General features: G+C 64.4%; 18 protein-coding genes and 1 pseudogene. 9 read left to right on the plus strand and 10 right to left on the minus strand.

Going from position 1 to position 24,400, the window contains the following annotated elements; all coding sequences use genetic code 11:
- Positions 1-56 precede the first annotated feature (56 nt).
- A pseudogene (locus ONG87_RS20465) lies at positions 57-917 on the plus strand (YifB family Mg chelatase-like AAA ATPase); the annotation flags it as partial.
- A 433-nt stretch (positions 918-1,350) separates the two neighbouring features.
- Here the strand turns inward: ONG87_RS20465 and ONG87_RS20470 are convergent.
- Both ONG87_RS20470 and ONG87_RS20475 read right to left on the minus strand, forming a co-directional pair.
- A complete protein-coding gene (locus ONG87_RS20470) occupies positions 1,351-2,637 on the minus strand; it encodes an FAD-binding oxidoreductase (RefSeq protein WP_264381949.1) in 1,287 nt (428 codons plus the stop codon).
- Between the two features lie 82 nt (positions 2,638-2,719).
- Complete coding sequence (locus ONG87_RS20475) at positions 2,720-4,210, minus strand: aldehyde dehydrogenase family protein (RefSeq protein ID WP_264381950.1); 1,491 nt, start codon at positions 4,208-4,210, stop codon at positions 2,720-2,722.
- Between the two features lie 131 nt (positions 4,211-4,341).
- On the opposite strand from ONG87_RS20475, the gene ONG87_RS20480 reads away from it, so the two are divergent.
- Complete coding sequence (locus ONG87_RS20480; RefSeq protein ID WP_122479940.1) at positions 4,342-5,229, plus strand: LysR substrate-binding domain-containing protein; 888 nt, start codon at positions 4,342-4,344, stop codon at positions 5,227-5,229.
- Between the two features lie 121 nt (positions 5,230-5,350).
- Positions 5,351-6,724, plus strand: coding sequence for a VOC family protein (locus tag ONG87_RS20485; RefSeq protein WP_264381951.1), 1,374 nt, complete (start codon positions 5,351-5,353; stop codon positions 6,722-6,724).
- Between the two features lie 24 nt (positions 6,725-6,748).
- Here the strand turns inward: ONG87_RS20485 and ONG87_RS20490 are convergent, their stop codons facing one another.
- Positions 6,749-8,740 carry a methyl-accepting chemotaxis protein gene (locus ONG87_RS20490; protein WP_264381952.1) on the minus strand — a complete coding sequence of 664 codons (1,992 nt, stop codon included), beginning with the start codon at positions 8,738-8,740 and terminating at the stop codon, positions 6,749-6,751.
- 224 nt (positions 8,741-8,964) lie between these two features.
- Here ONG87_RS20490 and ONG87_RS20495 point away from each other — a divergent pair, with 224 nt between their 5' ends.
- Entirely contained in the window at positions 8,965-10,344 is a 1,380-nt protein-coding gene (locus ONG87_RS20495) for a NorM family multidrug efflux MATE transporter (protein WP_264381953.1), read from the plus strand.
- On the opposite strand, the gene ONG87_RS20500 is transcribed toward ONG87_RS20495, so the two are convergent.
- Positions 10,325-11,995, minus strand: a complete 1,671-nt coding sequence (locus ONG87_RS20500) for a bifunctional diguanylate cyclase/phosphodiesterase (RefSeq protein WP_264381954.1) — start codon at positions 11,993-11,995, stop codon at positions 10,325-10,327. The genes ONG87_RS20495 and ONG87_RS20500 overlap by 20 nt on opposite strands.
- A 214-nt stretch (positions 11,996-12,209) precedes the next feature.
- Between ONG87_RS20500 and rep the strand changes: the two genes are divergently transcribed.
- The gene (rep, locus tag ONG87_RS20505) at positions 12,210-14,219 is read left to right on the plus strand and encodes a DNA helicase Rep (protein WP_122479945.1); all 2,010 of its coding nucleotides are present in this window, start codon (positions 12,210-12,212) and stop codon (positions 14,217-14,219) included.
- 58 nt (positions 14,220-14,277) lie between these two features.
- Positions 14,278-14,850 (plus strand): xanthine phosphoribosyltransferase, encoded by a 573-nt coding sequence (locus tag ONG87_RS20510; RefSeq protein WP_122716026.1) that lies wholly within the window; start codon positions 14,278-14,280, stop codon positions 14,848-14,850.
- Between the two features lie 155 nt (positions 14,851-15,005).
- On the opposite strand, the gene ONG87_RS20515 is transcribed toward ONG87_RS20510, so the two are convergent.
- The 4 genes from ONG87_RS20515 to dadA all read right to left on the minus strand — a co-directional run bounded on the left by ONG87_RS20515 (position 15,006) and on the right by dadA (position 20,079).
- Positions 15,006-16,937 carry an acetyl-CoA hydrolase/transferase C-terminal domain-containing protein gene (locus tag ONG87_RS20515; protein ID WP_264381955.1) on the minus strand — a complete coding sequence of 644 codons (1,932 nt, stop codon included), beginning with the start codon at positions 16,935-16,937 and terminating at the stop codon, positions 15,006-15,008.
- A gap of 11 nt (positions 16,938-16,948) precedes the next feature.
- Positions 16,949-17,497, minus strand: a complete 549-nt coding sequence (locus tag ONG87_RS20520; protein ID WP_122479948.1) for a cupin domain-containing protein — start codon at positions 17,495-17,497, stop codon at positions 16,949-16,951.
- Positions 17,498-17,635: 138 nt separating this feature from the next.
- Positions 17,636-18,703 (minus strand): alanine racemase, encoded by a 1,068-nt coding sequence (alr, locus tag ONG87_RS20525; protein ID WP_192055114.1) that lies wholly within the window; start codon positions 18,701-18,703, stop codon positions 17,636-17,638.
- Between the two features lie 74 nt (positions 18,704-18,777).
- On the minus strand, positions 18,778-20,079 hold the full coding sequence (dadA, locus tag ONG87_RS20530; RefSeq protein ID WP_264381956.1) for a D-amino acid dehydrogenase: 1,302 nt from the start codon (positions 20,077-20,079) through the stop codon (positions 18,778-18,780).
- A gap of 156 nt (positions 20,080-20,235) precedes the next feature.
- Between dadA and ONG87_RS20535 the strand changes: the two genes are divergently transcribed.
- Positions 20,236-20,724 carry an Lrp/AsnC ligand binding domain-containing protein gene (locus tag ONG87_RS20535; RefSeq protein ID WP_043192202.1) on the plus strand — a complete coding sequence of 163 codons (489 nt, stop codon included), beginning with the start codon at positions 20,236-20,238 and terminating at the stop codon, positions 20,722-20,724.
- Positions 20,725-20,736: 12 nt separating this feature from the next.
- On the opposite strand, the gene ONG87_RS20540 is transcribed toward ONG87_RS20535, so the two are convergent.
- Complete coding sequence (locus tag ONG87_RS20540; RefSeq protein ID WP_122479951.1) at positions 20,737-21,090, minus strand: YkgJ family cysteine cluster protein; 354 nt, start codon at positions 21,088-21,090, stop codon at positions 20,737-20,739.
- Positions 21,091-21,200: 110 nt separating this feature from the next.
- Here ONG87_RS20540 and ONG87_RS20545 point away from each other — a divergent pair, with 110 nt between their 5' ends.
- On the plus strand, positions 21,201-22,493 hold the full coding sequence (locus tag ONG87_RS20545) for an FAD-binding oxidoreductase (RefSeq protein WP_122479952.1): 1,293 nt from the start codon (positions 21,201-21,203) through the stop codon (positions 22,491-22,493).
- Positions 22,494-22,530: 37 nt separating this feature from the next.
- Here ONG87_RS20545 and ONG87_RS20550 read toward each other — a convergent pair whose 3' ends face one another.
- Complete coding sequence (locus tag ONG87_RS20550) at positions 22,531-22,767, minus strand: DUF1127 domain-containing protein (RefSeq protein ID WP_264381957.1); 237 nt, start codon at positions 22,765-22,767, stop codon at positions 22,531-22,533.
- Positions 22,768-22,932: 165 nt separating this feature from the next.
- Here ONG87_RS20550 and ONG87_RS20555 point away from each other — a divergent pair, with 165 nt between their 5' ends.
- Positions 22,933-24,372: a PLP-dependent aminotransferase family protein gene (locus ONG87_RS20555; RefSeq protein WP_192055119.1), complete on the plus strand. Its 1,440-nt coding sequence runs from the start codon at positions 22,933-22,935 to the stop codon at positions 24,370-24,372.
- The last annotated feature ends 28 nt before the right edge of the window (positions 24,373-24,400 follow it).

Below are 24,400 nucleotides of genomic sequence, written 5' to 3' on the forward strand. Positions count from 1 at the left end.
ACGAGAAACTGGATAAGCAGCGTTTCACAGACAGATTTGCCAATGGTGTAATTGGTTACAACCTGTTGTTCAGCGGCCCACCGGGCACCGGCAAGACTTTGCTCGCCAGCCGCTTGCCCGGCCTGTTGCCGCCGCTGGACGAGCGCGAAGCGCTGGAAGTGGCGGCCATCCAGTCGGTGGCCAGCCATGTGCCGCTGAAGAATTGGCCGCAGCGGCCCTTTCGGCATCCTCATCATTCGGCCTCGGGCGCTGCCTTGGTAGGCGGTGGCAGTCGGCCGCAGCCAGGAGAAATCACCTTGGCACACCATGGCGTGCTGTTTCTCGATGAGCTGCCGGAGTTCGACAGGAAGGTACTGGAAGTCTTGCGCGAACCCTTGGAAAGCGGAGAGATCGTGATTGCGCGGGCGCGGGACAAGATCCGTTTTCCGGCGCGGTTCCAGTTGGTGGCGGCGATGAACCCGTGCCCGTGTGGGTATCTGGGTGACCCCAGTGGCAAATGCCAATGCGGCAGCGACCAGATTCAGCGGTACCGCAACAAGCTGTCCGGGCCGTTGCTCGACCGGATCGATCTGCATCTGACGGTGGCGCGCGAGGCGACGGCGCTGAGCCATGTGCCACAGGCGGGTGAGAATACGGCCAGCGCTGCCAGCAAGGTGGCCGAGGCGCGCGAGTTGCAGAGTCGGCGTCAGGGGTGTGCCAATGCCTTTCTCGATCTGCCGGGGTTGCGCGAGCATTGCAGGTTGTCGGCCGAAGATGAGCGCTGGCTGGAAACCGCCTGTGAACGGTTGACGCTGTCGCTGCGGGCGGCGCATCGGTTGTTGAAGGTGGCCCGCACCTTGGCGGATCTGGAGCAGGCGAAAGACATCGAGCGGGCGCATGTGGCGGAGGCGTTGCAGTATCGGCCTTCGGCGCAGTGAGCGATAAGGCGCCAGGCGTCATTGCGTTTCAGCAGGCCCATCGGGGATACCGCCGACGCGGCTTGCGCCGCTGCTACAGGGGATTGGGTATTCATACATCACCGCGTCGGCCATGGATGCGGTGGTCGTGCATCACCACGTCGGCCATGGATGCGGTGGTCGTGCAGCACCACGTCGGTCATGAATGCGGTGTTCGGGCATCACCACGTCGGCCACGGATGCGGTGGTCGGGCATCACCACGTCGGTCGTGAATGCGGTGGTCGGGCATCACCACGTCGGTCGTGAATGCGGTGTTCGGGGCTCACCACGCCGGCGGGGGATTGCGATACCTCCGTAGCAGCGGCGCGAGCCGCGTCGGCGGTGGGTGCGGTGTGGCTGTCGGAACGCGATCGGGGCCAACGCGGCTTGCGCCGCTGCCACAGGGCTTGGAGGCTACAAAACCACGCGCAGGACTTGGCCGGCGTGGTAGAGCGAGAAGCCGGTTTCATAGACGCCGGTGCGCAGGCTCGGTACCGACACGGGTTTATCCGTGCAGAACGGCAGGGGCAGCCTGTCGGCCTGGCCATGCAGCAGAAACTGCGCCAAGGCCTTGCCCACGACGGTGCCGGTGGTGTTGCCGCGGCCGTTGTAGCCGGTGACCGAGACCAGCCCCGGGGCGGGTTCGAACAGGCGCATGAGGTGGTCGGGGGTAAAATCAATGCAGCCGGTCCAGTGCATTTCCCATTCGACCGTGCCCAGTTGGGGAAAGTAATGGGTCTGGATGCGGTCGGCCCAGCGGCGGATGAACCAGGCCGGCTTGTTGTCCACGCGGCCCATGCTGCCGAGCAACAAACGGCCATCGTCGTCACGGCGAATGCTGCTCAGTACCAGGCGGGTGTCCCAGGAACCCTGTCCGTGTTTGAGCACAGCGTCTGCCGCGGCAGAGTGCAGAGGCTTGGAAGCCACCTGGTAGTAGTAACCACGGAAGAACTGGCCTTGCAGGTTGCACCAGTCGCCTTCGGTGTAGGCGCCGGTAGAGATCAGCACCTTGTCGGCGTTGACTTCGCCTTTGGCAGTCTTGACCAGCCAGCCACCACCCTGCTGTTCCAGGCCCAACACCGGCGAGTGCTGGAACACCTGCCCGCCCAGGCGCTCGACGGCCGCGCCCAGGCCACGGGTATAGGCCATGGGGTTGATGGTACCGGCGCGCCGATCGAGCAAGGCGGCCTCGATCTTTTCGGTGCCGCAGTAGTCGACGCATTGCGCCCCGGTGAGCAGCTCGACGTCGGCGCCGCGCCGTTGCCATTGCTCGCAGCGCGATTTCAGGTCGGCCATGCCATTGGCGTTGTGGGCCATGTGCAGGGTGCCGTCGTTGTGCGCCTGGCAGTCGATGCCATAGCGCTTGATCAGCGCGAACACTTCAGCCGGCGCGCCGCCGAGCACGCTGTTGAGGCGACCGCCCACGGCACTGCCCAGGGTCTGCTCGACTTCGTCGGGCGGAATCCAGGTGCCAGCGTTGACCAGTCCGACGTTGCGGCCCGAGCCGCCGGTGCCGATTTCACTGGCATCGAGCAGCACCACACGCTTGCCCTGCTCCAGCAACTCGATGGCAGCGCACAACCCGGTGATGCCGCCGCCGATCACGCAGACGTCCGCCTTTACCGCACTGGCCAGGGCCGCTGTGTGAGGGGGCCTGGCGGTGATGTGTTCCCAAAGACATTGTTGCCGTAGTTCGCTCATGACTCATTCCAAGCCAGGGAAATCGGGTTCGGACCGCGCCGTCGTCATCGCGGGCAGAGCCCGCTCCCACATCACTCAACCATCAATCAAACACGATGCCCTGGGCCAGCGGCAGTTCGCGCGAGTAGTTGACGGTATTGGTCTGGCGGCGCATGTAGGCTTTCCAGGCATCGGAGCCGGATTCACGTCCGCCGCCGGTTTCCTTTTCGCCGCCGAAGGCACCGCCGATTTCCGCGCCGCTGGTGCCGATGTTGACGTTGGCGATGCCGCAGTCGCTGCCCGCTGCGCTCTGGAATCGCTCGGCTTCACGCAGGTCGGTGGTGAAGATGCACGAGGACAGGCCCTGTGGCACTTCGTTGTTCAGGCGCAGGGCCTCGTCGAAGTCTTCGTAGCTCAATACATACAGGATCGGCGCGAAGGTTTCGTGGCGCACGACATCCGACTGACCAGGCATTTCGACGATGGCGGGCGCGACGTAATAGGCATTCGGGTAGCGGTCGGCCAACTGCCGCTCGCCACCGAACACTTCACCGCCTTCATCGCGAGCCTTGGCCAGGGCACCTTGCATGGCTTCGAACGACTGCTTGTCGATCAGCGGGCCGACCAGGTTGTCCTGGCGCGGATCGCCGATGCGTACTTTGGCGTAGGCGGCTTTGACCCGAGCAACCACTTCGTCCTTGATCGAGCTGTGCACGATCACCCGGCGCAAGGTGGTGCAGCGCTGGCCGGCGGTACCCACGGCGCTGAAGAGAATGCCGCGCACGGCCAGGTCGAGGTCGGCGCTGGGGGCCAGGATCATGGCGTTGTTGCCGCCCAGTTCGAGGATGGTGCGGCCGAAGCGCGCAGCGACCCGTGGACCCACTTCGCGACCCATGCGGGTGCTGCCGGTGGCGCTGACCAGGGCGACGCGCGGGTCATCGACCAACGCCTCGCCCGCTTCGCGATCGCCGATGATCAATTGCGCCAGGCCTTCGGGCGCATCGTCGAACTGCTGCAGGGCCTTGTCGAACAGCGCCTGGCAGGCCAGCGCGGTCAGCGGGGTCTTTTCCGATGGTTTCCAGATCACCGAATCGCCGGCCACCAGGGCCAGGGCAGTGTTCCATGCCCACACCGCCACCGGAAAGTTGAAGGCGCTGATCACACCAACCACGCCCAGCGGCTGCCAGGTTTCACGCATGTGGTGGCCTGGGCGCTCGGAAGCGATGGTCAAGCCGTACAGCTGGCGAGACAGGCCGACGGCGAAATCGCAGATGTCGATCATTTCCTGCACTTCCCCCAGCCCTTCCTGGGTGATCTTGCCCGCTTCGACCGAGACCAGCTCACCGAGCTGGGCCTTGTGTGCGCGCAGGACTTCGCCGAACAGGCGCACCAGCTCGCCACGACGGGGGGCCGGCACCGTACGCCAGGCCAGGAAAGCGCTATGCCCCAGCTCGATCTTGGCCACGACCTGCGCCTTGGATTCCAGGCTCACCGAGGCGATCTGGCTGCCGTCGATTGGGGTGTGAACAGGATGGTTGCCATCCTTGAATGCACTCGCCGCAACACCCAGGCTTTCGAGCAGGCCATCGACCATTGTTTTCTCCTCACAAGGCTTTAACGATAAGAACGGATTGAGATCAGTATTAATCCGCAGGCCAGACCACCACAACGGAGCAATATTCCATATATCATTCCCTCACCTCATGACCTTGCGGCGATGCCTCCATGTCAAAACGCCTTGTTCCTTCGATGACGGCCTTGCAGTGCTTCGAAGCGGCCGCCCGCCACCTGAGCTTCACCCGCGCAGCGGAAGAACTGCACCTGACCCAGAGCGCGGTCAGCAAGCAGGTTGCGCAGCTCGAAGACATGCTGCGTCACCACCTGTTCCTGCGCATCCGCCGACGCCTGCAATTGACACCGGCCGGCTCGCTGTACCTGGCCGAGGTGAACAAGATCCTCACCCAGGTGGATATTTCCAGCCGCTACATCCTGTCCTACGGCGATGAAACCGAAGTGCTGACCGTCGCCACCCAGCCCAGCTTCGGCGTGGGCTGGCTGATCCCCAAGCTCAAGGGTTTCGGCAAGGCGCACCCCAATATCCATCTGGACATCCGCAACGAACTCGAGCCGTTCGCCTTGCTGCAGGCCAAGGCCGACGTGGGGTTTTTCTTCGGCCAGGGCACCTGGCCCGGAGCGACCTGCATCGAGCTGTTCGACGATCAGGTGGTGCCGGTGTGTGCGCCCGACCTGCTCGATCAGCCGCTGACCCACGCCGAACAGTTGGCCGAGCTGGTGTTGATGCAATGCACGTCGCGCCCCGAGGCGTGGCACGAGTGGTTTCTGGAGCAGGGCCTGAGCGCCCAGAACAGCTACCACGGCCCGCGCTTCGATACCTTCTACATGTGTCTGAGCGCTGCCCTGTCCGGCTGTGGCGTGGCCCTGGTGCCGCGCTACCTGGCAGAGAACCACCTGGCCAACGGCAACCTGGTCATGCCCTGGCCGCACACCATGAGCAGCCAGGGCGCGCATTTCGTCGCCTTTGCCGAACACGCCGCGGAAGTGCCGAAGGTGCGCGCGCTGGTCGACTGGATTCTGGGGCAGATCGCCCACTAGCGGCGCAGAATGAACGACAGCGAAGCCGACCTGCAGGAATGACCCCCGCACTTTTTTTCGCTTGATCGCGCAGGTCATTCCCCGCTTTCATACTCCCAGCCCTTTGCGCCAGGAGTTCGCCATGCCTTTCGTCAGCCCCGACCAGACCCGTGCCGCGTTTTCCCGCGCCATGTCCGAGATGTACAAGAACGAAGTGCCGTTGTATGGCGACTTGATGACCCTTGTCGGCGAAGTCAATCGCCAGGGTCTGGAACGACAGCCGGATTTGGTCGCGTCCCTGGCGCGCACCGGCGAGATCGAGCGTCTGGATGCCGAGCGCCATGGCGCGATTCGGGTCGGCACCGCCGCAGAGCTGGCGACCATCGCTCGGCTGTTCGCGGTGATGGGCATGCAACCGGTGGGCTACTACGATCTCACCTCGGCAGGTGTGCCGGTGCACTCCACGGCATTTCGCGCGGTGCACGAACAGTCTTTGCAGGTGAGCCCGTTTCGCGTGTTCACGTCCCTGCTGCGTCTGGAATTGATCGAGGATGCCGCATTGCGCGAACAGGCCACGCAACTACTGGCGCAGCGGCAGATATTCACCTCGCCGTGCCTGGCCCTGATCGAGCGATTCGAGCGCGACGGCGGCCTCGACCAAGCCGACGCCGATGCGTTCGTCGAGCAGGCCCTGGAAACCTTCCGCTGGCACCACGATGCCACGGTGACAGCGGACCAGTATCAACGCCTGCACGACGCCCATCGACTGATCGCCGATGTGGTGGCGTTCAAGGGGCCGCACATCAATCACCTGACCCCGCGCACGCTGGACATCGACAAGGTGCAGGCGCTGATGCCCGCGCGCGGGATCACACCCAAGGCCGTCATCGAAGGGCCGCCGCCGCGTCGCCATGCCATCCTGTTGCGGCAGACCAGCTTCAAGGCGCTGCAGGAAAAGGTCGCCTTCACCGATCAGGCCGCTGTCGCCGAAGGCAGCCACACCGCGCGCTTCGGCGAGATCGAGCAACGCGGCGCGGCGCTGACGCCCAAGGGGCGTGCGCTGTACGATCGCTTGCTGAACGCCTCGCGCAGCGCGCTTGCCGGGTTCCCCAGCGAGACCAATGCCGACGAGTACATGCGTCTGCTGGGCGAGCAGTTCAGTGAGTTTCCGGATGATCTGGCGCAGATGCGCGAGCAGGACCTGGCGTTCTTCCGCTATTTCGCCAGCGGCCAGCCCAGTGCGGGCCAGACGACGCTGAAAGGTCTGCTGGACAATGGCGCGATTCGCTGCGAGCCCTTGGTCTACGAAGATTTCCTGCCGGTCAGCGCCGCAGGCATCTTCCAGTCCAACCTGGGCGACGATGCCCAGGCCGACTATGGTTTGGGGTCGAGCCAGGAGGCTTTCCATCAGGCCCTGGGCCGAACGGTACTCGACGAGCTCGCGCTGTACGCCCAGACCCAGCAGCGCTCGCTGGACGACTGCGCCCGCGCACTGGGCCTTGCCGCGCTGAACTGAGGCCGGTCGCGCCGAAGCCTGCCGCTAGCGGGCACCGCCTACACGGAAACGGTTCACTTCCTGGCGCAGCTCCGCGGCCAGGCCTTCCAGCTCGCGGGCGGTCTGGGCCAGGTTGGACACCACCTCGCGCTGCTCGCCGTTGGTCATGGCAATGCTCTGCAGGTTGCTGCTGAGCATGGTGGCCGTGCTGCTCTGCTCCTGGGTGGCGGTGCTGATGGCATCGAACTGATTCCCGGCCGAACGGCTCTGCTCGTCGATCTGCGCCAACGCCTGGGCGACCTTTGCGTTGCGCGTCAGGCCTTCGCGCATCAACACGTTGCCTTGGTCCATGGTGCTGATGGCGTTGGCGGTTTCCTTCTGGATGCTGCTGATCATGCCGGAGATTTCATCGGTGGCCTGACGGGTGCGCGAGGCCAGGCTGCGCACTTCGTCGGCGACCACGGCAAAGCCCCGACCCTGCTCGCCGGCACGGGCCGCTTCGATGGCGGCGTTGAGGGCCAGCAGGTTGGTCTGCTCGGCAATCGAGGTGATCACGCCGACGATGCCGCCGATTTCCTGCGAGCGCTGGCCCAACGTGTTGATCACCCCTGCGGTGCTGTTCAGCGCGCCGGCGATCTGCTCGAGAGAATTGGACGCCTCATCCATGGAGGTTCGACCGATGCGGGTCTGCTGGGCGTTGTCCTGGGCCATCCGCTGGGTGTGGCCCATGTTGTCGGCGATATCCAGGGACGTCGCACTGAATTCCTCGACTGCGCCGGCCATGCTGGAAATCTCGCCGGACTGGTGTTCCATGCCCTCGTAGGCGCCCGCCGACAGGCTCGACAACGTTTGCGCGCGGCCACTGACTTCATGGGCGGCATTGCGGATGTGCACGACCATGTTCGACAAGGCTTCGCCCATGTGGTTGAAGCTGCTGGCCAGCTGGCCTATTTCGTCATGGCTGGACACCTTCAGCCGTGCATCGAGGTCACCCGCGCCCAGGGCTTCGGCCTGGCGCACCAGTTCGCCCAGAGGCCGCAGCTTGCTGCGCAGCAGCCAGATGGCTGCGCCCACGGCGATCAGCATGGCCAGCAGGCTGCCGATCGCCAGTTGCGTCCCCACGCTCCAGGTCACGGCATTGATTTCCGCCTTGGGCATGCTCGCCACGACGCTCCAGGGCCCGCCCGGGAATGTCACCGCTTCGGAGAAGATGTCCTGCTTGCCGTCGTTCCACAGCCGGCCCTTGCCATCCAGCAGGGCCAGGTCGGCCAATGCCTTGGCGGCGGCGTCCGGGTCATTGACGTTGGCTGGCGCTACCAGCCAGCGATTCTGCTCGTCGAGCAAGGCCAGCGAGCCGGTCTGGCCGATGCGGAAGCGCTGCAGGTTGGCGAACTGGGTGTTCTGCGCGTCGGTGTAGTCGAAGCCGACGAACAATACCGCAATCACTTGGCCCGAGCCGTCGCGCACCGGTGTGTACTGGGTCATGTAGGAACGTTCGAACAACACCGCACGGCCGACGTAATTCTGGCCGTCGAGCAAACGCTGGTAGGCGGGATGGGCATGGTCGAGCGCGGTACCGATCGCGCGGCTGCCATCCTGCTTGGTCAGGGAAGTACTGATGCGCACGAACTCGGCGCCGCTGCGCACGAACACCGTAGCGACACCCGCTGTCAGCTGCTTGAAATCATCGACTTCCTTGAAGTCGTTGTTCAAGGTCTGGCTGCCCAGGCGCAGGCTCGGTGTCTGCTGGTTGGCCACGGTGACCGGGCTGTTGGCGTCCACGCTCAGGCCGCCGGCGAAGCGCTTCTCGAACAGCCCGCTCAAACGCTGGGTGCTGTCGCGCAGGGTGCTGTGGAAGGTGCTGAGCTGGTCGGCCAGCAGCCGCGCCTCGCTGGCCATGTGCTGTTCGCGGATGGCCAGGTTGGCGATGTCCAGCGAACGCAGGGCGAAGGCGGTGCTGCCGGTGATGACGATCGCGAGGATCACGGCCAGGGCAATGCCCAGTTGCGTGGCGATACGAGCGCGAGGTTGAGACATGTGAAGCTCCTGGGAAACGTGTACGTGGCAGGCAGTGCCAGGGATGGTCCAGACCTTTCTTGCACCTGCCATCCTTGATTTTATTGGTACTGCTACATCGGCGATCCAAACGAATACTTGAGCGCAGCACTGCGACATGAACGTTACACATCACATTTGCGTTGCGCTGCCACAAGGCTGAGAATCCTGCGTCCCACCCCTGAGCCGACCGAGCCGGATTCATCATGCAGCCCACCGTACGTATCGAACTTCAGGCCCTGCTTCGGCTGGCGGGGCCGCTGATCGCCTCGCAGCTGGCACACATGCTGATGGTCCTGACCGACACCCTGATGATGGCCCGCCTGAGCCCCGAGGCGCTGGCTGGCGGCGGCCTGGGGGCGGCCAGCTATTCCTTCGTCTCGATTTTCTGCATCGGCGTGATCGCTGCAGTCGGCACCCTGGTGTCGATCCGCAAGGGTGCCAACGACCAGCAAGGCGTGGCGCGCCTGACCCAGGCCGGGTTGTGGCTGGCATGGGGCATGGCGGCGGTGGCGGCGGTACTGCTGTGGAACCTGGGGCCGGTCCTGGCCATGCTCGGGCAGACTCCGGCCAACGTCGCTTTCGCCACCCAGTTCCTCTTGCTGCTGCCGTTCGCGCTGCCAGGCTTCCTGAGCTTCATGGCGCTGCGCGGCTTCACCGCCGCGCTGGGTCGGGCGACGCCGGTGATGGTCATCAGCATCATTGCCACGGTAGCCAACTACCTGCTCAACCATGCGTTCATCGAGGGCCTGTTCGGCTTGCCCAAATTGGGCCTGGTGGGCATCGGCATGGTCACCGCGATCGTCAGCAACCTGATGGCCATCGCGCTGGCGCTGTACATCCGCTATCACCGTGCCTACACGCCCTACCCGCTGCTCAAGGGTCTGGTCCGGCCGAACCTGCCGGCCTTGCGCGAGTTGTGGCGATTGGGGCTGCCGATCGGTGGCACCTACGCCGTGGAAGTCGGCCTGTTCGCCTTCGCCGCGCTGTGCATCGGCACCATGGGCAGCACGCCTCTGGCGGCGCACCAGATTGCCCTGCAGATCATCTCGGTGGCTTTCATGGTGCCTGCCGGCATGTCCTACGCGGTGACCATGCGCATCGGCCAGCACTACGGCGCCGGGCACTTGCTGGCTGCGCGCCTGGCCGGGCGGGTCGGCATCGGTTTCGGTGCGGTGGTAATGCTCGGCTTCGCCCTGCTGTTCTGGCTCGCACCGGGCCCTTTGGTGGGCGTCTTTCTGGACCGCGCCGATCCGGCCTTCCACGGTGTCATCGAGCTGGCCATCAGCCTGTTGGCGGTGGCGGCCTGGTTCGAGATGTTCGACGGCATCCAGACCATTGCCATGGGCGCCATTCGCGGCCTCAAGGACGCCAAGACCACGTTTCTGGTGGGGCTTTTCTGCTATTGGGCAATCGGTGCGCCAGCGGCCTGGAGCCTGGCGTTCCACTTCCAGCTGGGTGCGGTGGGCGTGTGGTGGGGGTTGGCGCTGGGCCTGCTGTGCTCGGCCTGCACCTTGACCTGGGCGTTCGAGTGGCGCATGCGCCGACTGCGCCGCCTGGCCGGGCCTACGGCGCTGGCGACCTGATGGCCTGGGCCTGGCCGAATCGCAGGAATGCCTGCAGCTGCTCCAATGGCAGGGGCCGGCTGATCAGGTAGCCCTGCACCTGATCGCAGCCGAAATCGCGCAGCAACGCCAGCTGCTCGGGGGTTTCGACGCCCTCGGCGACGACCTTGAGGTCGAGGTTGTGCGCCAGGTTGATCATGGCGTGGACCAACTTGCTGTTTTCCGGACGCTGTTCCATGCCACTGACGAAGCTCTTGTCGATCTTGAGCAAGGCGATCGGCAGGCTGCTCAGGTGGACGAACGAGGAGAAGCCGGTGCCGAAATCGTCGAGGGAGAAACGCACGCCCAGGCAGCCCAAGGCGTCCATGGTCCGCTTCACCAGGTCGTTGCGGCGCATCACGGCGGTTTCGGTGAGTTCGAATTCCAGCCAGCCGGCGTCGATGCCGCGCTCGGCGATCAAGCGCCCCAGAGTGCTGAGCAGCTGGCTGTCCTGGAACTGCCGGAACGACAGGTTGATTGCCATGTGCAATGGTTCGAAGCCACCATCGCGCAAGGTCTGCATGTCGCGCAGGGCGCGGGCAATCACCCAGTAACCCATCGGTACGATCAGCCCACTCTGCTCGGCCAGGGGCACGAATTCGCCGGGGGCAAGCACGCCACGCTCGCGGTGGCGCCAGCGCACCAGGGCCTCGAGACCGACGATGGTATTGCCGCTCAGGTCCAGCCGCGGCTGGTAGTGCAGCTCCAGCTCGTCACGCCGCAGGGCGCGGCGCAGCTCGCTTTCCAGGTCCGCCAGGCTGCGCGCGTGACGGTTGATGCGTTCGTTGAACAGATGATAGCTGCAGCCTTGGGTGCTCTTGGCCTGCTGCATGGCGATGTGCGCATGCCACATCAGCGGATCGGCGCCCGCACCGGCGCGGGCATGGGCGATGCCCAGGCTGCAGCCGATCAGCAGGCTCTCGCCGTCCACGTAATACGGCTCGGCCATGGCCTCGATGATGTTGGCGGCCAGGCGTTCGGCGCGCGATGGATCGCGCCGGGTGTCGAGCAACAAGGCGAACTCGTCGCTGCCCAGGCGAGCGACCTGATCGCCCGCCTCGAGCTGCTTCTTCAGGCGCGCCACCACCTGCAGGATCAGCCGGTCGCCGGCCTGGTGCCCGAGCGCATCGTTGGCATGGCGGAAGTTGTCCATGTCCAGGTGGCCCAAGGCTACGCCACGGCCCTCCTGCTCGGCCAGGCGCGCGGCAAGCAGTGTCTGGAAACCGGGGCGGTTGGCGATGCCGGTCAGCGGGTCCTGCTCGGCCAGGCGCTGCAGGGTGTCCTGCAGCACGCCACGCTCGCGCACATGGCGCAAGCAGCGGCGCAGCGTGTCGCTGGTGAGTTCGTCCAGCACCAGCCAGTCGCTGGCACCCGGCGGCGGCTCGTCCGGCTCCTGGGTCAGCAGCAGCACGATCGGCAGCGCGCAACGGCCGGGCGCCGGCAGCAGCGCGGTGGTGGTCAGCAGCAAGGTGCCGGGCTGGTTGTCGAAGTGCGCGGCCACAGGATCCCAGGCGGACGCCTCGATCAATGTGGCCACATTGCCAAGGGTCGCCAGACACTCACGCAGCGACGTGGCCCAGGTGCGATCCTGGGCCAGCAGCAACAGCCGCGCGGGTTCGACAGGCGTAGACAAACGAGCTCCTTGGGACAGTTTCACAGTCATTCGATAGCGCTTAAAAACGGCCTCGCCAGCAGCTCGGGGCAGACCCAATCCACAGTACGTGTCAACGTGTAACCACATCCTGCTGCAAAGTCGGCAAACCGGCAAATTTTAATGGATCTGCGGTCGCGGCACAGTTGAACCAGCGGTGCTAAAATGCGCGGCCATTTCGTCAGTGACTCCCGTCATGTCCCGACTCAACCCCCGGCAGCAAGAAGCCGTGAACTACGTCGGCGGCCCTCTTTTGGTGCTCGCCGGTGCAGGCTCCGGCAAGACCAGCGTGATCACCCGCAAGATCGCCCATCTGATCCAGAACTGCGGTATTCGTGCCCAGTACATCGTCGCCATGACCTTCACCAACAAGGCGGCGCGCGAGATGAAAGAGCGCGTCGGCAGCCTGCTGCGCGGCGGCGAGGGCCGCGGCCTGACCGTGTCGACCTTTCACAACCTGGGTCTCAACGTCATCCGCAAGGAACACGCGCGGCTGGGCTTCAAGCCAGGCTTCTCGATCTTCGACGAAGCCGACGTGAAAGCGCTGATGACCGACATCATGCAGAAGGAGTACTCGGGCGAAGACGGCGTCGACGAGATCAAGAACATGATCGGCGCCTGGAAGAACGACCTGGTCCTGCCGCCCCAGGCGCTGGAGCAGGCACGCAACCCCAAGGAGCAGACCGCCGCCATCGTCTACAGCCACTACCAGCGTACGCTGCGCGCGTTCAACGCGGTGGACTTCGACGACCTCATCCTGCTGCCGGTCAAGCTGTTCCAGGACCACCCCGACGTTCTCGAAAAATGGCAGAACAAGGTCCGCTACCTGCTGGTGGACGAATATCAGGACACCAACGCCAGCCAGTACCTGCTGGTGAAGCTGTTGATCGGCACGCGCAACCAGTTCACCGTGGTCGGCGACGACGATCAGTCGATCTACGCCTGGCGTGGCGCGCGCCCGGAAAACCTGATGCTGCTCAAGGACGATTACCCGTCGCTGAAGGTGGTCATGCTGGAGCAGAACTATCGCTCCACCAGCCGCATCCTGCGCTGCGCCAACGTGCTCATCTCGAACAACCCCCACGCGTTCGAGAAGCAGTTGTGGAGCGAAATGGGTCACGGCGATGAAATCCGCGTGATCCGCTGCCGCAACGAAGATGCCGAGGCCGAGCGGGTGGCCGTCGAAATTCTCAGCCTGCACCTGCGCACCGACCGGCCCTACAGTGACTTCGCCATCCTCTACCGGGGCAACTACCAGGCCAAGCTCATCGAGCTGAAGTTGCAGCACCACCAGATTCCGTATCGCCTGAGCGGCGGCAACAGCTTCTTCGGGCGTCAGGAAGTGAAGGATCTGATGGCCTACTTCCGCCTCATCGTGAACCCGGACGACGACAATGCCTTTCTTCGCGTAATCAACGTGCCGCGCCGGGAAATCGGCTCGACGACCCTGGAGAAACTCGGCAACTATGCCACCGAGCGCAAGATCTCGATGTACGCGGCCACCGATGAGATCGGCCTGGGCGAACATCTGGACGCACGCTTCACCGATCGCCTGGGTCGCTTCAAACGCTACATGGACAAGGTCCGCGAGCAGTGCGCCGGCGAAGATCCGATCGGCACGCTGCGCAGCATGATCATGGACATCGACTACGAGCAGTGGCTGCGCACCAACAGTTCCAGCGAGAAGGCCGCCGACTACCGCATGAGCAACGTGTGGTTTCTGGTCGAGGCCTTGAAGAACACCCTGGAGAAGGACGAAGACGGCGCCATGACGGTCGAGGAAGCGATCGGCAAGCTGGTGCTGCGCGACATGCTCGAACGTCAGCAGGAAGAAGAGGACGGCGCCGAGGGCGTGCAGATGATGACTCTGCACGCCTCCAAGGGGCTGGAGTTTCCCTACGTGTTCATCATGGGCATGGAAGAGGAAATCCTGCCGCACCGTTCCAGTATCGAGGCCGACACCATCGAGGAAGAACGCCGCCTGGCGTACGTGGGCATTACCCGCGCGCGGCAGACCCTGGCGTTCACCTTTGCCGCCAAGCGCAAGCAGTACGGTGAGATCATTGATTGCGCGCCCAGCCGCTTCCTCGACGAGCTGCCGCCCGACGATCTGGCCTGGGAAGGCAACGACGATACGCCCACGGAAGTCAAAGCCGTGCGCGGCAATACTGCATTGGCCGATATCCGCGCCATGCTCAAACGCTGAATTCAACCCTGCCCGGGCCACAGCCGGCCCGCGCACATTGGTACATCGAGGAACCACCGTGGAAGCTCTGCACAAAAAGATTCGCGAAGAAGGCATCGTGCTTTCCGATCAGGTATTGAAGGTCGATGCCTTTCTCAATCACCAGATCGATCCGCTCTTGATGCAGCAGATCGGCGACGAGTTCGCTCGCCGCTTTGCCGATGCCGGGATCACCAAGATCGTCACCATCGAGGCCTCGGGTATCGCGCCGGCGGTGATGGCCGGGCTGCGCCTGGGCGTGCCGGTGATCTTCGCGCGCAAGCATCAGTCGCTGACGTTGACGGAAAACCTGCTGGTGGCTTCGGTGTATTCGTTCACCAAGCAGACCGAAAGCACCGTGGCCATTTCGCCGCGTCACTTGAACAGCAGCGATACCGTGCTGGTGATCGACGATTTCCTGGCCAACGGCAAGGCGTCGCAGGCATTGATTTCGATCATCAACCAGGCCGGTGCCAAGCTGGCCGGGCTGGGTATCGTCATCGAAAAATCCTTCCAGGGCGGCCGCGCCGAGCTCGATGCACAGGGCTATCGCGTAGAGTCCCTGGCGCGCGTGCAGTCGCTGGCCAACGGCGTCGTGACCTTCCTGGAGTGACCTGATACACCGCATCCAGCCCTTCGCGGCCGATGACCGCTCCTACGGCGAGCATCATCGGCCTGCGTAGACGCGACCCATGACCGCTACGGCGAGCATCATTGGCCTGCGTAGGAGCGGTCATCGGCCGCGAAGGGAGCCACGCGGTGTAGCGCCTAGAACACCGGGGTTTCGGTCTCCTGCAGGGCGGCCAGTACCAAACGCTGGTAAAGCTCTTCGCGCAAACCCTGCGGCTGGTCCAGCGCCATGCGCTGCAGGTGCAGCGGGTAGCGGTTGGCCGGGGGCGCTTCGAGCGCCGCCTTGCCCAGCTCGAGCATTTCGCTGAGCTTGAACTTGCTCTTGAGCCAGTTCAGCGCCCGCAGCAGGTCCTTTTCTTCATCGGTAAAGTCACACCCCAGCGGATACTCCGGAAACAGTGGAGCATGCCGCTCGCGAATCGCCTGCAGACGCTCGCTGGTGTTGTTCGCGAAGCGCGGATCGAGCACGAAATCCCGGCTCAACTTGCCGGCACGCTGGGCCTCGTCGATCAGGCTGGGCTGAAAGCGCGAATCGCTGATGTTGATCATCGCCTCGATCACCTCGGCATCGGTACGCCCACGCAAGTCGGCGATGCCGTACTCGGTCACGACGATGTCGCGCAGGTGCCGTGGAATCGTGCAATGGCCGTAGTCCCACAGCACATTGGAACTGATCACCCCCGCCGACTCGCGCCAACTGCGCAAGATCAGCACCGAACGCGCGCCTTCCAGGGCATGCCCCTGAACGACGAAGTTGTATTGCCCGCCGACCCCGCTGATGACCCGACCGTCTTCGAGCTGGTCCGACACCGCCGCACCCATGACCGTGGCCGTGAACACGGTGTTGATGAAGCGCGCATCGCGCCGTTGCAGACGCTTGAGTTGCTCGTCGCCGTACAACTCGTTGATGTAGCTGATCGCGGTCATGTCGAACTGCGCAAGGCTGGCCGGGGGCAGCTCGCGCAAGCGCTCATAGAAACTGTTCGGCCCGAGGAAGAAACCGCCGTGCACCACCACCCCGTCCCGGTCCTCGTCGGCGTGCAGCACACCGGCGTTGGCCGCCGCCTGGCGAGCCACGTCGGGATACACCTTGCGGCGTATCACGCCTGCTTCGGCCAGGGCCAGCAGGCCGTTGACGAACATCTCGCTGCAGCCGTACAGGCCGGTAGCAAAAGGCTCCACCCCACCTTCGGCCTGGATCAGCGCCTGCCAGGGCGACAGATCGAGCTCAGCGAGCAGCGCCCGGTAGCCGCCGTTGTCCGCCTGGCGCGCGAGCAAGGCAGCGCTCAGCGCATCGCCCATTGCACCGATGCCGATCTGCAGGGTGCCGCCGTCGCGCACCAGGGTGCTGGCATGCAGACCGATGAAGTGATCCTGCAGTCCGACCGGCATGTTCGGCGTCGAGAACAGCGTCGAGCGCTCTGCGGTATCGACCAGCAGGTCAAAGGCCGCGCTGTCGATTTCGGCACTGCCCGGCATGAACGGCAATGCCTCGTGGACCTGGCCCAGCACCAGGATGGTCTCGCCGGCAGCGCGACGCTTTTCGATCATCGGCAGCAGGTCCAGAGTGATGTCCGGATTGCAGCTCAGGCTCAGGCGACCGGCCTGCTCGGGATGCTGGCTGACCAGTTGCGCTACCAGGTTCAGCCCCTTGGCATTGATGTCGCGAGCGGCGTGGCTGTAGTTGCTGCTGATATAGCTCTGCTGCGCCGTCGTGCTGCTCAACAAACTGCCCGGCTGCATGAAGAATTGCTGCACGCTGACGTTTGCGGGCAGCTCGTCACGGCGCAGGTCGGCGAGAAACTCGAACTCGGGATAATCACCGAAAACGCGCTCCACGAAGGGTTCGAGCAAGCGCTTCTGCAAACCGTCGCCCAAGGGTGGCCGGCTCAGCACCAGTGCGGTGTAGATCGTCAGACGTCGCTGGGGAAGGCTCTTGATCCGGGCATACAGCGCGTTGACGAAGCGGTTGGGTTTGCCCAGGCCCAACGGCATGCCCATGTGAATGTGGGCAGGCAGTCGTTCGAGCACCTGGTCCACGGCTGCCTCGATGGAACATCGCTGGACCATGCACAGGCTCCCTAGAAATTGGCCGGTGTGGCGGCGCTGATAAGGCGTGCCGGCGTATCGAACGGATTGCGGAAGCGATGCGGCTTACTGCTTTCGAAGTAGTAGCTGTCGCCCTCTTCCAGCACATAGGTATCCTGGCCAACCACCAATTCCAGGCGCCCCTCCACCAGGATGCCGGTCTCTTCGCCTTCATGCATGAGCATTTCCATGCCCGTGTCGGCGCCGGGTGGATAGACCTCGCTGAGAAAGGCAATGGCCCGGCTTGGATGGGCCTTGCCCACCAGCTTCATGGTGACCGCGCCGTCAGAGATATCGATCAGCTCACTGGCCTTGTAGACCACCTGGGTCGGCCGTTCGGCTTGCAGCTCTTCGGAAAAGAACTCGACCATGGACATCGGGATCCCGCCCAGCACCTTGCGCAGCGAGCTGATCGAGGGGCTCACGCTGTTCTTCTCGATCATGGAAATGGTGCTGTTGGTGACGCCCGCCCGTTTGGCGAGTTCACGCTGGGACAAACCCTTGAGTTTGCGAATGGCTTGCAGTCGTTCGCCGACGTCCAATGCGTAAGCCTCCTGGAATGCTGTGCAGTTCATGATGGCCGGTATCATGGCAACAGCGTTCGGGATTTACAACACATTGGCAGGCGCCGCCGCGGCACATGGGCGCAACGCGCCCCGACCGTGGCGCCAGCGGTTGCGCTAGAGGTACTGCAGAGGCACCCGGCGCAGGTTGCAGAAGATCTGGTAGGCGATGGTCCCGGCGGCATGGGCCACGTCGCTGGCCAGCACCTGCTTGCCCCACAGTTCGACCGTGCTGCCGACGCCGGCATGGGGCACATCGGTCAGGTCGACATTGAGCATGTCCATCGACACCCGCCCTGCCAACCCGGTGCGTACGCCGTCGACCAGCACCGGCGTCCCGTTGGGTGCCAGGCGCGGGTAGCCATCGGCATAACCCATGGCCACCACGCCGATTCGGCTCGGCCGCTGGGTGACGAAGCGCGCACCGTAGCCCACGGCCTCCCCGGCAGGCAGCTCACGCACGCTGATGACCTTGGATTGCAGGGTCATCACCGGCTGCAGAGCGGCGCTGGCAGGCGTGGCGGTTTCGAACGGTGTGGCACCGTAAAGCATGATGCCCGGACGCACCCAGTCGCTGGGGATCTGCGGCCAGCCAAGCACGGCCGGGGAATTGCGCAGGCTGACTTCGGCTGACAGGCCTTGGCGCGCCGTGTCGAATACCGCCAATTGCTCGGTACTGCTCGGGCAGTCCAGTTCATCGGCGCGGGCGAAATGGCTCATCAGCACGATCTTGGCCACCTTGCCGCTGGCCAGCAGGCGCTGATAGGCGCTCTGGTAATCCTTGGGGTGCAGGCCCACGCGGTGCATGCCCGAGTCGAGCTTGAGCCAGACCTGCAGCGGCTGGCTCAACCGCGCCTGCTCGATGGCTTCGAGCTGCCACAGCGAGTGCACCACGCACCACAGCCCATGCTCGGTGATGAGGGGCAATTCACTGGCTTCGAAAAAACCTTCGAGCAGCAACACCGGTGCCTCGATGCCAGCCGCGCGCAGTTGCAGGGCTTCCTCGATGCAGGCCACGGCGAACCCGTCCGCTTCGCCCTCCAACGCCTGCGCGCAGCGCACTGCACCGTGACCGTAGGCGTCGGCCTTGACCACTGCCAGCGCCTTGGCCCCGCTCATTTCACGCGCCAGGCGATAGTTGTGGCGCAGGGCCGAAAGGTCGATCGAGGCGCGAGCTGGACGCATGGCGGGCTTCTTGTGCAAAAGTTGACGAAGTCGCCCGGTTGCATACCGAACCGGGCGAGGAGCAGGTGTGAAACTTACGAGTGCGCCGGCGCTGACTGGCCTCGGCGAACCGTGTCGTGCGGCTGGCCGTAGCGCGATATGTCGAGACCGGCAGCGCTGATCTGCGGCGTTTTACGCGCGATCAGGTCGGCAAGCAAGCGCCCCGAGCCGCACGCCATGGTCCAGCCCAGGGTGCCGTGACCGGTGTTGAGAAACAGGTTCTTGAACGGCGTGGCACCGACGATCGGCGTACCGTCGGGGGTGGTAGGCCGCAGCCCGGTCCAGAAACTGGCCTGGGCCAGATCGCCGCCCTGCGGGTACAGGTCATTGACGATCATTTCCAGGGTCTCGCGGCGACGCGGGTTCAGGCTCAGGTCGAAACCGGCGATTTCGGCCATCCCGCCCACGCGGATACGGTTGTCGAAACGGGTGATCGCGACCTTGTAGCTCTCGTCGAGAATGGTCGAGGTCGGCGCCATCGCCGGGTGGGTGATCGGCACGGTCAGCGAATAGCCCTTGAGCGGGTAGACCGGCGCCTTGATGCCCAATGGCTTGAGCAACTGCGGCGAATAGCTGCCCAGTGCCAGCACGTAGCGGTCGGCGGTTTCCAGCTTGCCGTCGATCCAGACACCGTTGATGCGGTCGCCGGCGAAATCCAGGCGCTCGATGGCCTGGCCGAAGCGGAACTGCACACCCAGATCCTTGGCCATCTGCGCCAGGCGGGTGGTGAACATCTGGCAATCGCCAGTCTGGTCGTTGGGCAGGCGCAGGGCGCCGGCCAGAATGCCGGTCACCGATGCCAGGGCCGGCTCGACGCGGGCAATGCCCTCGCGGTCGAGCAATTCGTAGGGCACGCCGGACTGTTCCAGCACGGCGATGTCCTTGGCCGCGTTGTCCAGTTGCGCCTGGGTACGGAACAGCTGAGTGGTGCCCAGGGTGCGGCCTTCGTAGGCGATGCCGGTTTCCGCGCGCAGTTCGTCGAGGCAGTCGCGGCTGTACTCGGACAGGCGCACCATGCGCTCCTTGTTCACCGCATAGCGGCTGGCGGTGCAGTTGCGCAGCATCTGCGCCATCCACAGGTACTGGTCGACATCGCCGGTCAGCTTGATCGCCAGCGGTGAATGACGTTCCAGCAGCCATTTGATTGCCTTGAGCGGCACACCCGGCGCCGCCCAGGGCGAGGCATAGCCCGGCGATACCTGCCCGGCATTGGCGAAGCTGGTTTCCATGGCGACGGCCGGCTGGCGATCGACCACGGTCACATCCATGCCCTGCCGAGCCAGATAATAGGCACTGACGGTGCCGATCACACCACTACCGAGTACCAGAACGCGCATGTGTGTCGCCCTCATCGCGGAAATCCGCTGACGTAAGATGTTAGGTCCGAAGATGTGGGCAGTATAAAAAGGTCCAGCCAGTGCTTTTCACTGTATGCAAGGCTATATTTGGCGACAATTCTCGGCCATCAGCGCTTTAACGGAGGGGCATCGCCTGTGCGTACCCAGCACCAGAGCAAACGCGAACTCGACAAGATCGACCGCAACATCCTGCGCATCCTGCAGGCCGACGGGCGCATGTCGTTCACCGAACTGGGCGAGAAGGTCGGCCTGTCGACCACACCGTGCACCGAGCGAGTCCGCCGCCTGGAGCGCGAAGGCATCATCATGGGCTATTACGCCCGGCTCAATCCGCAGCATCTGCGCGGCAGCCTGCTGGTGTTCGTCGAGATCAGCCTGGACTACAAGTCGGGCGATACCTTCGAAGAGTTTCGCCGCGCCGTGCTCAAGCTGCCCCATGTGCTGGAATGCCATCTGGTGTCGGGTGACTTCGACTACCTGGTCAAGGCACGTATCTCGGAGATGGCGTCCTACCGCAAGCTACTGGGCGATATCCTGCTGAAACTGCCCCACGTGCGCGAATCCAAGAGCTACATCGTCATGGAAGAAGTGAAGGAGAGCCTGAACCTGCCGGTGCCGGACTGATCCACAGACGCTTCAAACCAGCACCTGACGCGTACTGGCGATCAGCTTGTGCACCTGATGTTCCACGGCAGGGTCGATCAGCTCGGTGGGGCGCCGTCCGTTGGGGCACGGCAATGTCGGCGTGGTCCCGAACAGCCGGCAGATCAGCGGGCGCTCCTCGTACACCGTGCATCCCTGCGGCCCCAGGTGCACACAGTCGAGGCGGGCCATCGCGGCCTCCTGCTCGGCGGCCGTCTTGCGCGGCAGCCGGGCCATTTCCTCGGACGATGTGGTCACCGGACCGCAGCAGTCGTGGCAGCCCGGCACGCATTCGAACGAGGGAATCTGCTCGCGAAGAAAGCGGAGCTTGTGGCTGTTGCAGCTCATGACGGGTCACCTGGTGGGCAAGGCGCCATTGTGCCGCGCGGTTGCCGCCATGGGAAACCCCGGCTTATGCTGCGTCAGGTTTTCCACACACTGCCATCAGGACCCTATCCATGAATGCTCACGCCGAGCACGCCGCTTCGTACTACGCCGCCAGCCTGCACCGGCAGCCGGTATACCCGCCCCTGCTGGGTGAGGTCAGCGTCGACGTCTGCGTGGTGGGCGGCGGTTTCTCCGGGCTCAATACCGCGATCGAGCTGGCTCAGCGCGGGCTCAGCGTCGCGCTGCTCGAAGCCCACCAGATCGGCTGGGGCGCCAGTGGGCGCAACGGCGGGCAATTGATTCGTGGGGTCGGCCACGGCCTGGAGCAGTTCCGCAAGGTCATCGGCGACGACGGTGTGCGCGACCTGACCCTGATGGGGCTGGAAGCGGTCGAAATCGTGCGCCGGCGCATCGACCAGCATCGTATCGAGTGCGACCTGACCTGGGGCTACTGTGACCTGGCCAACAAACCGGCCCAGTTGCAGGGCTTTATGGAAGAAGCCGAGGCGCTGCGCAGCCTGGGCTACGCGCATGAGTTGCAGATCGTCGAAGCGCAGGACATGCGCAGCGTGGTCGGGTCGGATCGCTACCACGGCGGCCTGGTCGACATGGGCTCCGGCCACCTGCATCCGCTGAACCTGGCCTTGGGCGAAGCCGAGGTGGCGCGCCAGCTCGGCGTGCAGCTTTTCGAGCACTCGCGGGTGACACGCATCGAGTATGGCCCGCAGGTGCGCGTGCACAGCGCTCAGGGCCAGGTACGGGCACGCTACCTGGTGCTGGGCTGCAATGCCTACCTGAACGATCTCAACCCACAGCTGAGCGGCAAGGTGCTGCCTGCAGGCAGCTATATCATCGCCACCGAGCCGCTGGATGCCGAGCAGGCGCGGCAGTTGCTGCCGCGCAACACGGCGGTGTGCGACCAGCGCGTGACGGTCGACTACTACCGATTGTCTGCCGATCGGCGCTTGCTGTTCGGCGGTGCCTGTCACTATTCAGGGCGTGACCCGAAGGATATCGCCCAGTACATGCGGCCCAAGATGCTCGAGGTGTTCCCGCAACTGGCGGATGTGCGCATCGACTATCAGTGGGGCGGCATGATCGGCATCGGCGCCAACCGTTTGCCGCAGATCGGCCGGCTGAAGGAACAGCCCAACGTGTTCTATGCCCAGGCATACTCCGGGCACGGCCTGAACGTTACCCATCTGGCCGGCAAGCTGCTTGGCGAGGCCATCAGTGGCCAGGCAAGCCGCGGCTTCGACCTGTTCGCCAAGGTCCCGCACATGACCTTTCCTGGTGGTCGTCACCTGCGCTCGCCGCTGCTGGCGCTGGGCATGCTCTGGCACCGGTTCAAGGAACTGGGCTAAAGCTGCGAACGCTCCAGCTGCCCAGGACCCGGCACCACTACACGCGCCAGAACGGCTTCAAGCCTTCGCTACGCGCCTGCTGCGCATCCAGGCCGATATCGCGCAACTGGTCCTTGTCCAGTTCCAGCAAGGCTGGCCGTGTGCGCAGGCGATGCAGCATCAGCGCCCAACGTCCCAGGTCTGCCGGTGCGCGCTCGGCGCAGGCGCGCAGCCTCGGCTCTTCCAGCAATTCTTCGGTGCGCAGCAGCAGACGTACATCAGTCAAGCCGTTCATGGCCGTTCTCCTTGAAGTGTTTGGACAGCAAGGCCATGGTGCCGCAGCCGAGGGCATCTCATACAGATTCAAAAAGGGCTTATGTTTTCCATACAGCCAGCTGACCTACCGGTCTGAATGCTGTATTTTGGGCGCATCTGTATGGTTACCCGCGCGAGCGACCCTATGACCCTGTACATGAACCTCGCCCAGCTGCTCACTCAGCGCATCGAACAGGGCCTCTATCGCCCCGGCGATCGACTGCCCTCGGTGCGCGCCCTGAGCATCGAGCACGGCGTCAGCCTGAGCACCGTGCAGCAAGCCTATCGCCAGCTCGAAGACCACGGCTTGGCGGCACCGCGGCCCAAATCCGGCTATTTCGTGCCCACCGTCCGTGAGCTGCCGGCGCTGCCAGCGGTAGGCCGGCCCATGCAGCGTCCGGTGGAAATCTCGCAGTGGGACCAGGTTGTCGAACTGATGCGCGCCGCGCCGCGTGATGATGTGGTGCAGCTGGGCCGCGGCATGCCCGATGTCAGCAGCCCGACCCTGCGCCCCCTGCTGCGCGAGCTGGCCCGCCTGAGCCGACACCAGGCCATGCCAGGCCTGTACTACGATTCGCTGTACGGCACCCAGGCCTTGCGCGAGCAGATCGCCCGGTTGCTGGTGGACGCCGGTTGCCAGTTGAGCATTGGCGAACTGGTGGTCACCACTGGCTGCCACGAGGCGCTGTCGGCCAGCGTGCGCGCCATCTGCGAACCCGGCGATATCGTCGCCGTGGACTCGCCGAGCTTCTTCGGCGCCATGCAGACGCTCAAGGGCCTGGGCATGAAGGCTCTGGAAATCCCCACCGACCCGCTGACCGGCATCAGCCTGCAGGCGCTTGAACTGGCATTGGAGCAGTGGCCGATCAAGGCCATACAGCTGACGCCCAACTGCAACAACCCATTGGGCTACGTCATGCCCGAAGCCCGCAAGCGCGCGCTGCTGACGCTCGCCCAGCGCTTCGACGTGGCGATCATCGAGGACGATGTGTATGGCGACCTGGCTTTCAGCTACCCACGTCCGCGCACGATCAAGTCGTTCGACGAAGACGGCCGAGTGCTGTTGTGCAGTTCGTTCTCCAAGACCCTGGCGCCGGGTCTGCGGATCGGTTTCGTTGCCCCGGGCCGCTACCTGGAACGGGTGCTGCACATGAAGTACATCGGCACCGGGTCGACATCGACACAGCCGCAGCTGGCCATCGCCGAGTTCATCAAGGGCGGCCACTACGAACCGCATCTGCGGCGCATGCGCACCCAGTATCAGCGCAGCCGCGACCTGATGATCGACTGGGTCACTCGTTACTTTCCCGCCGGCACCCGCTGCAGCCGCCCGCAAGGCGGGTTCATGCTGTGGGTCGAATTGCCCGACGGCTTCGATACCCTCAAGCTCAACCGCCTGCTGCTCGACCAGGGGGTGCAGATCGCGGTGGGCAGCATTTTTTCGGCGTCGGGCAAATACCGTAATTGCCTGCGCATGAACTTCGCCAGCAAGCCCACGCCGCAGATAGAGGCCGCGGTGCGCGCGGTGGGCAGCTGCGCACGGCAACTGCTGGTGGAAAATCCACACCCCGATGCCGACCTTTGACGGCCTGCCAGGGTCGAACTGCACGTCT

Source organism: Pseudomonas sp. MM227, assembly GCF_947090715.1.
Classification (GTDB): Bacteria; Pseudomonadota; Gammaproteobacteria; order Pseudomonadales; family Pseudomonadaceae; genus Aquipseudomonas; species Aquipseudomonas baltica.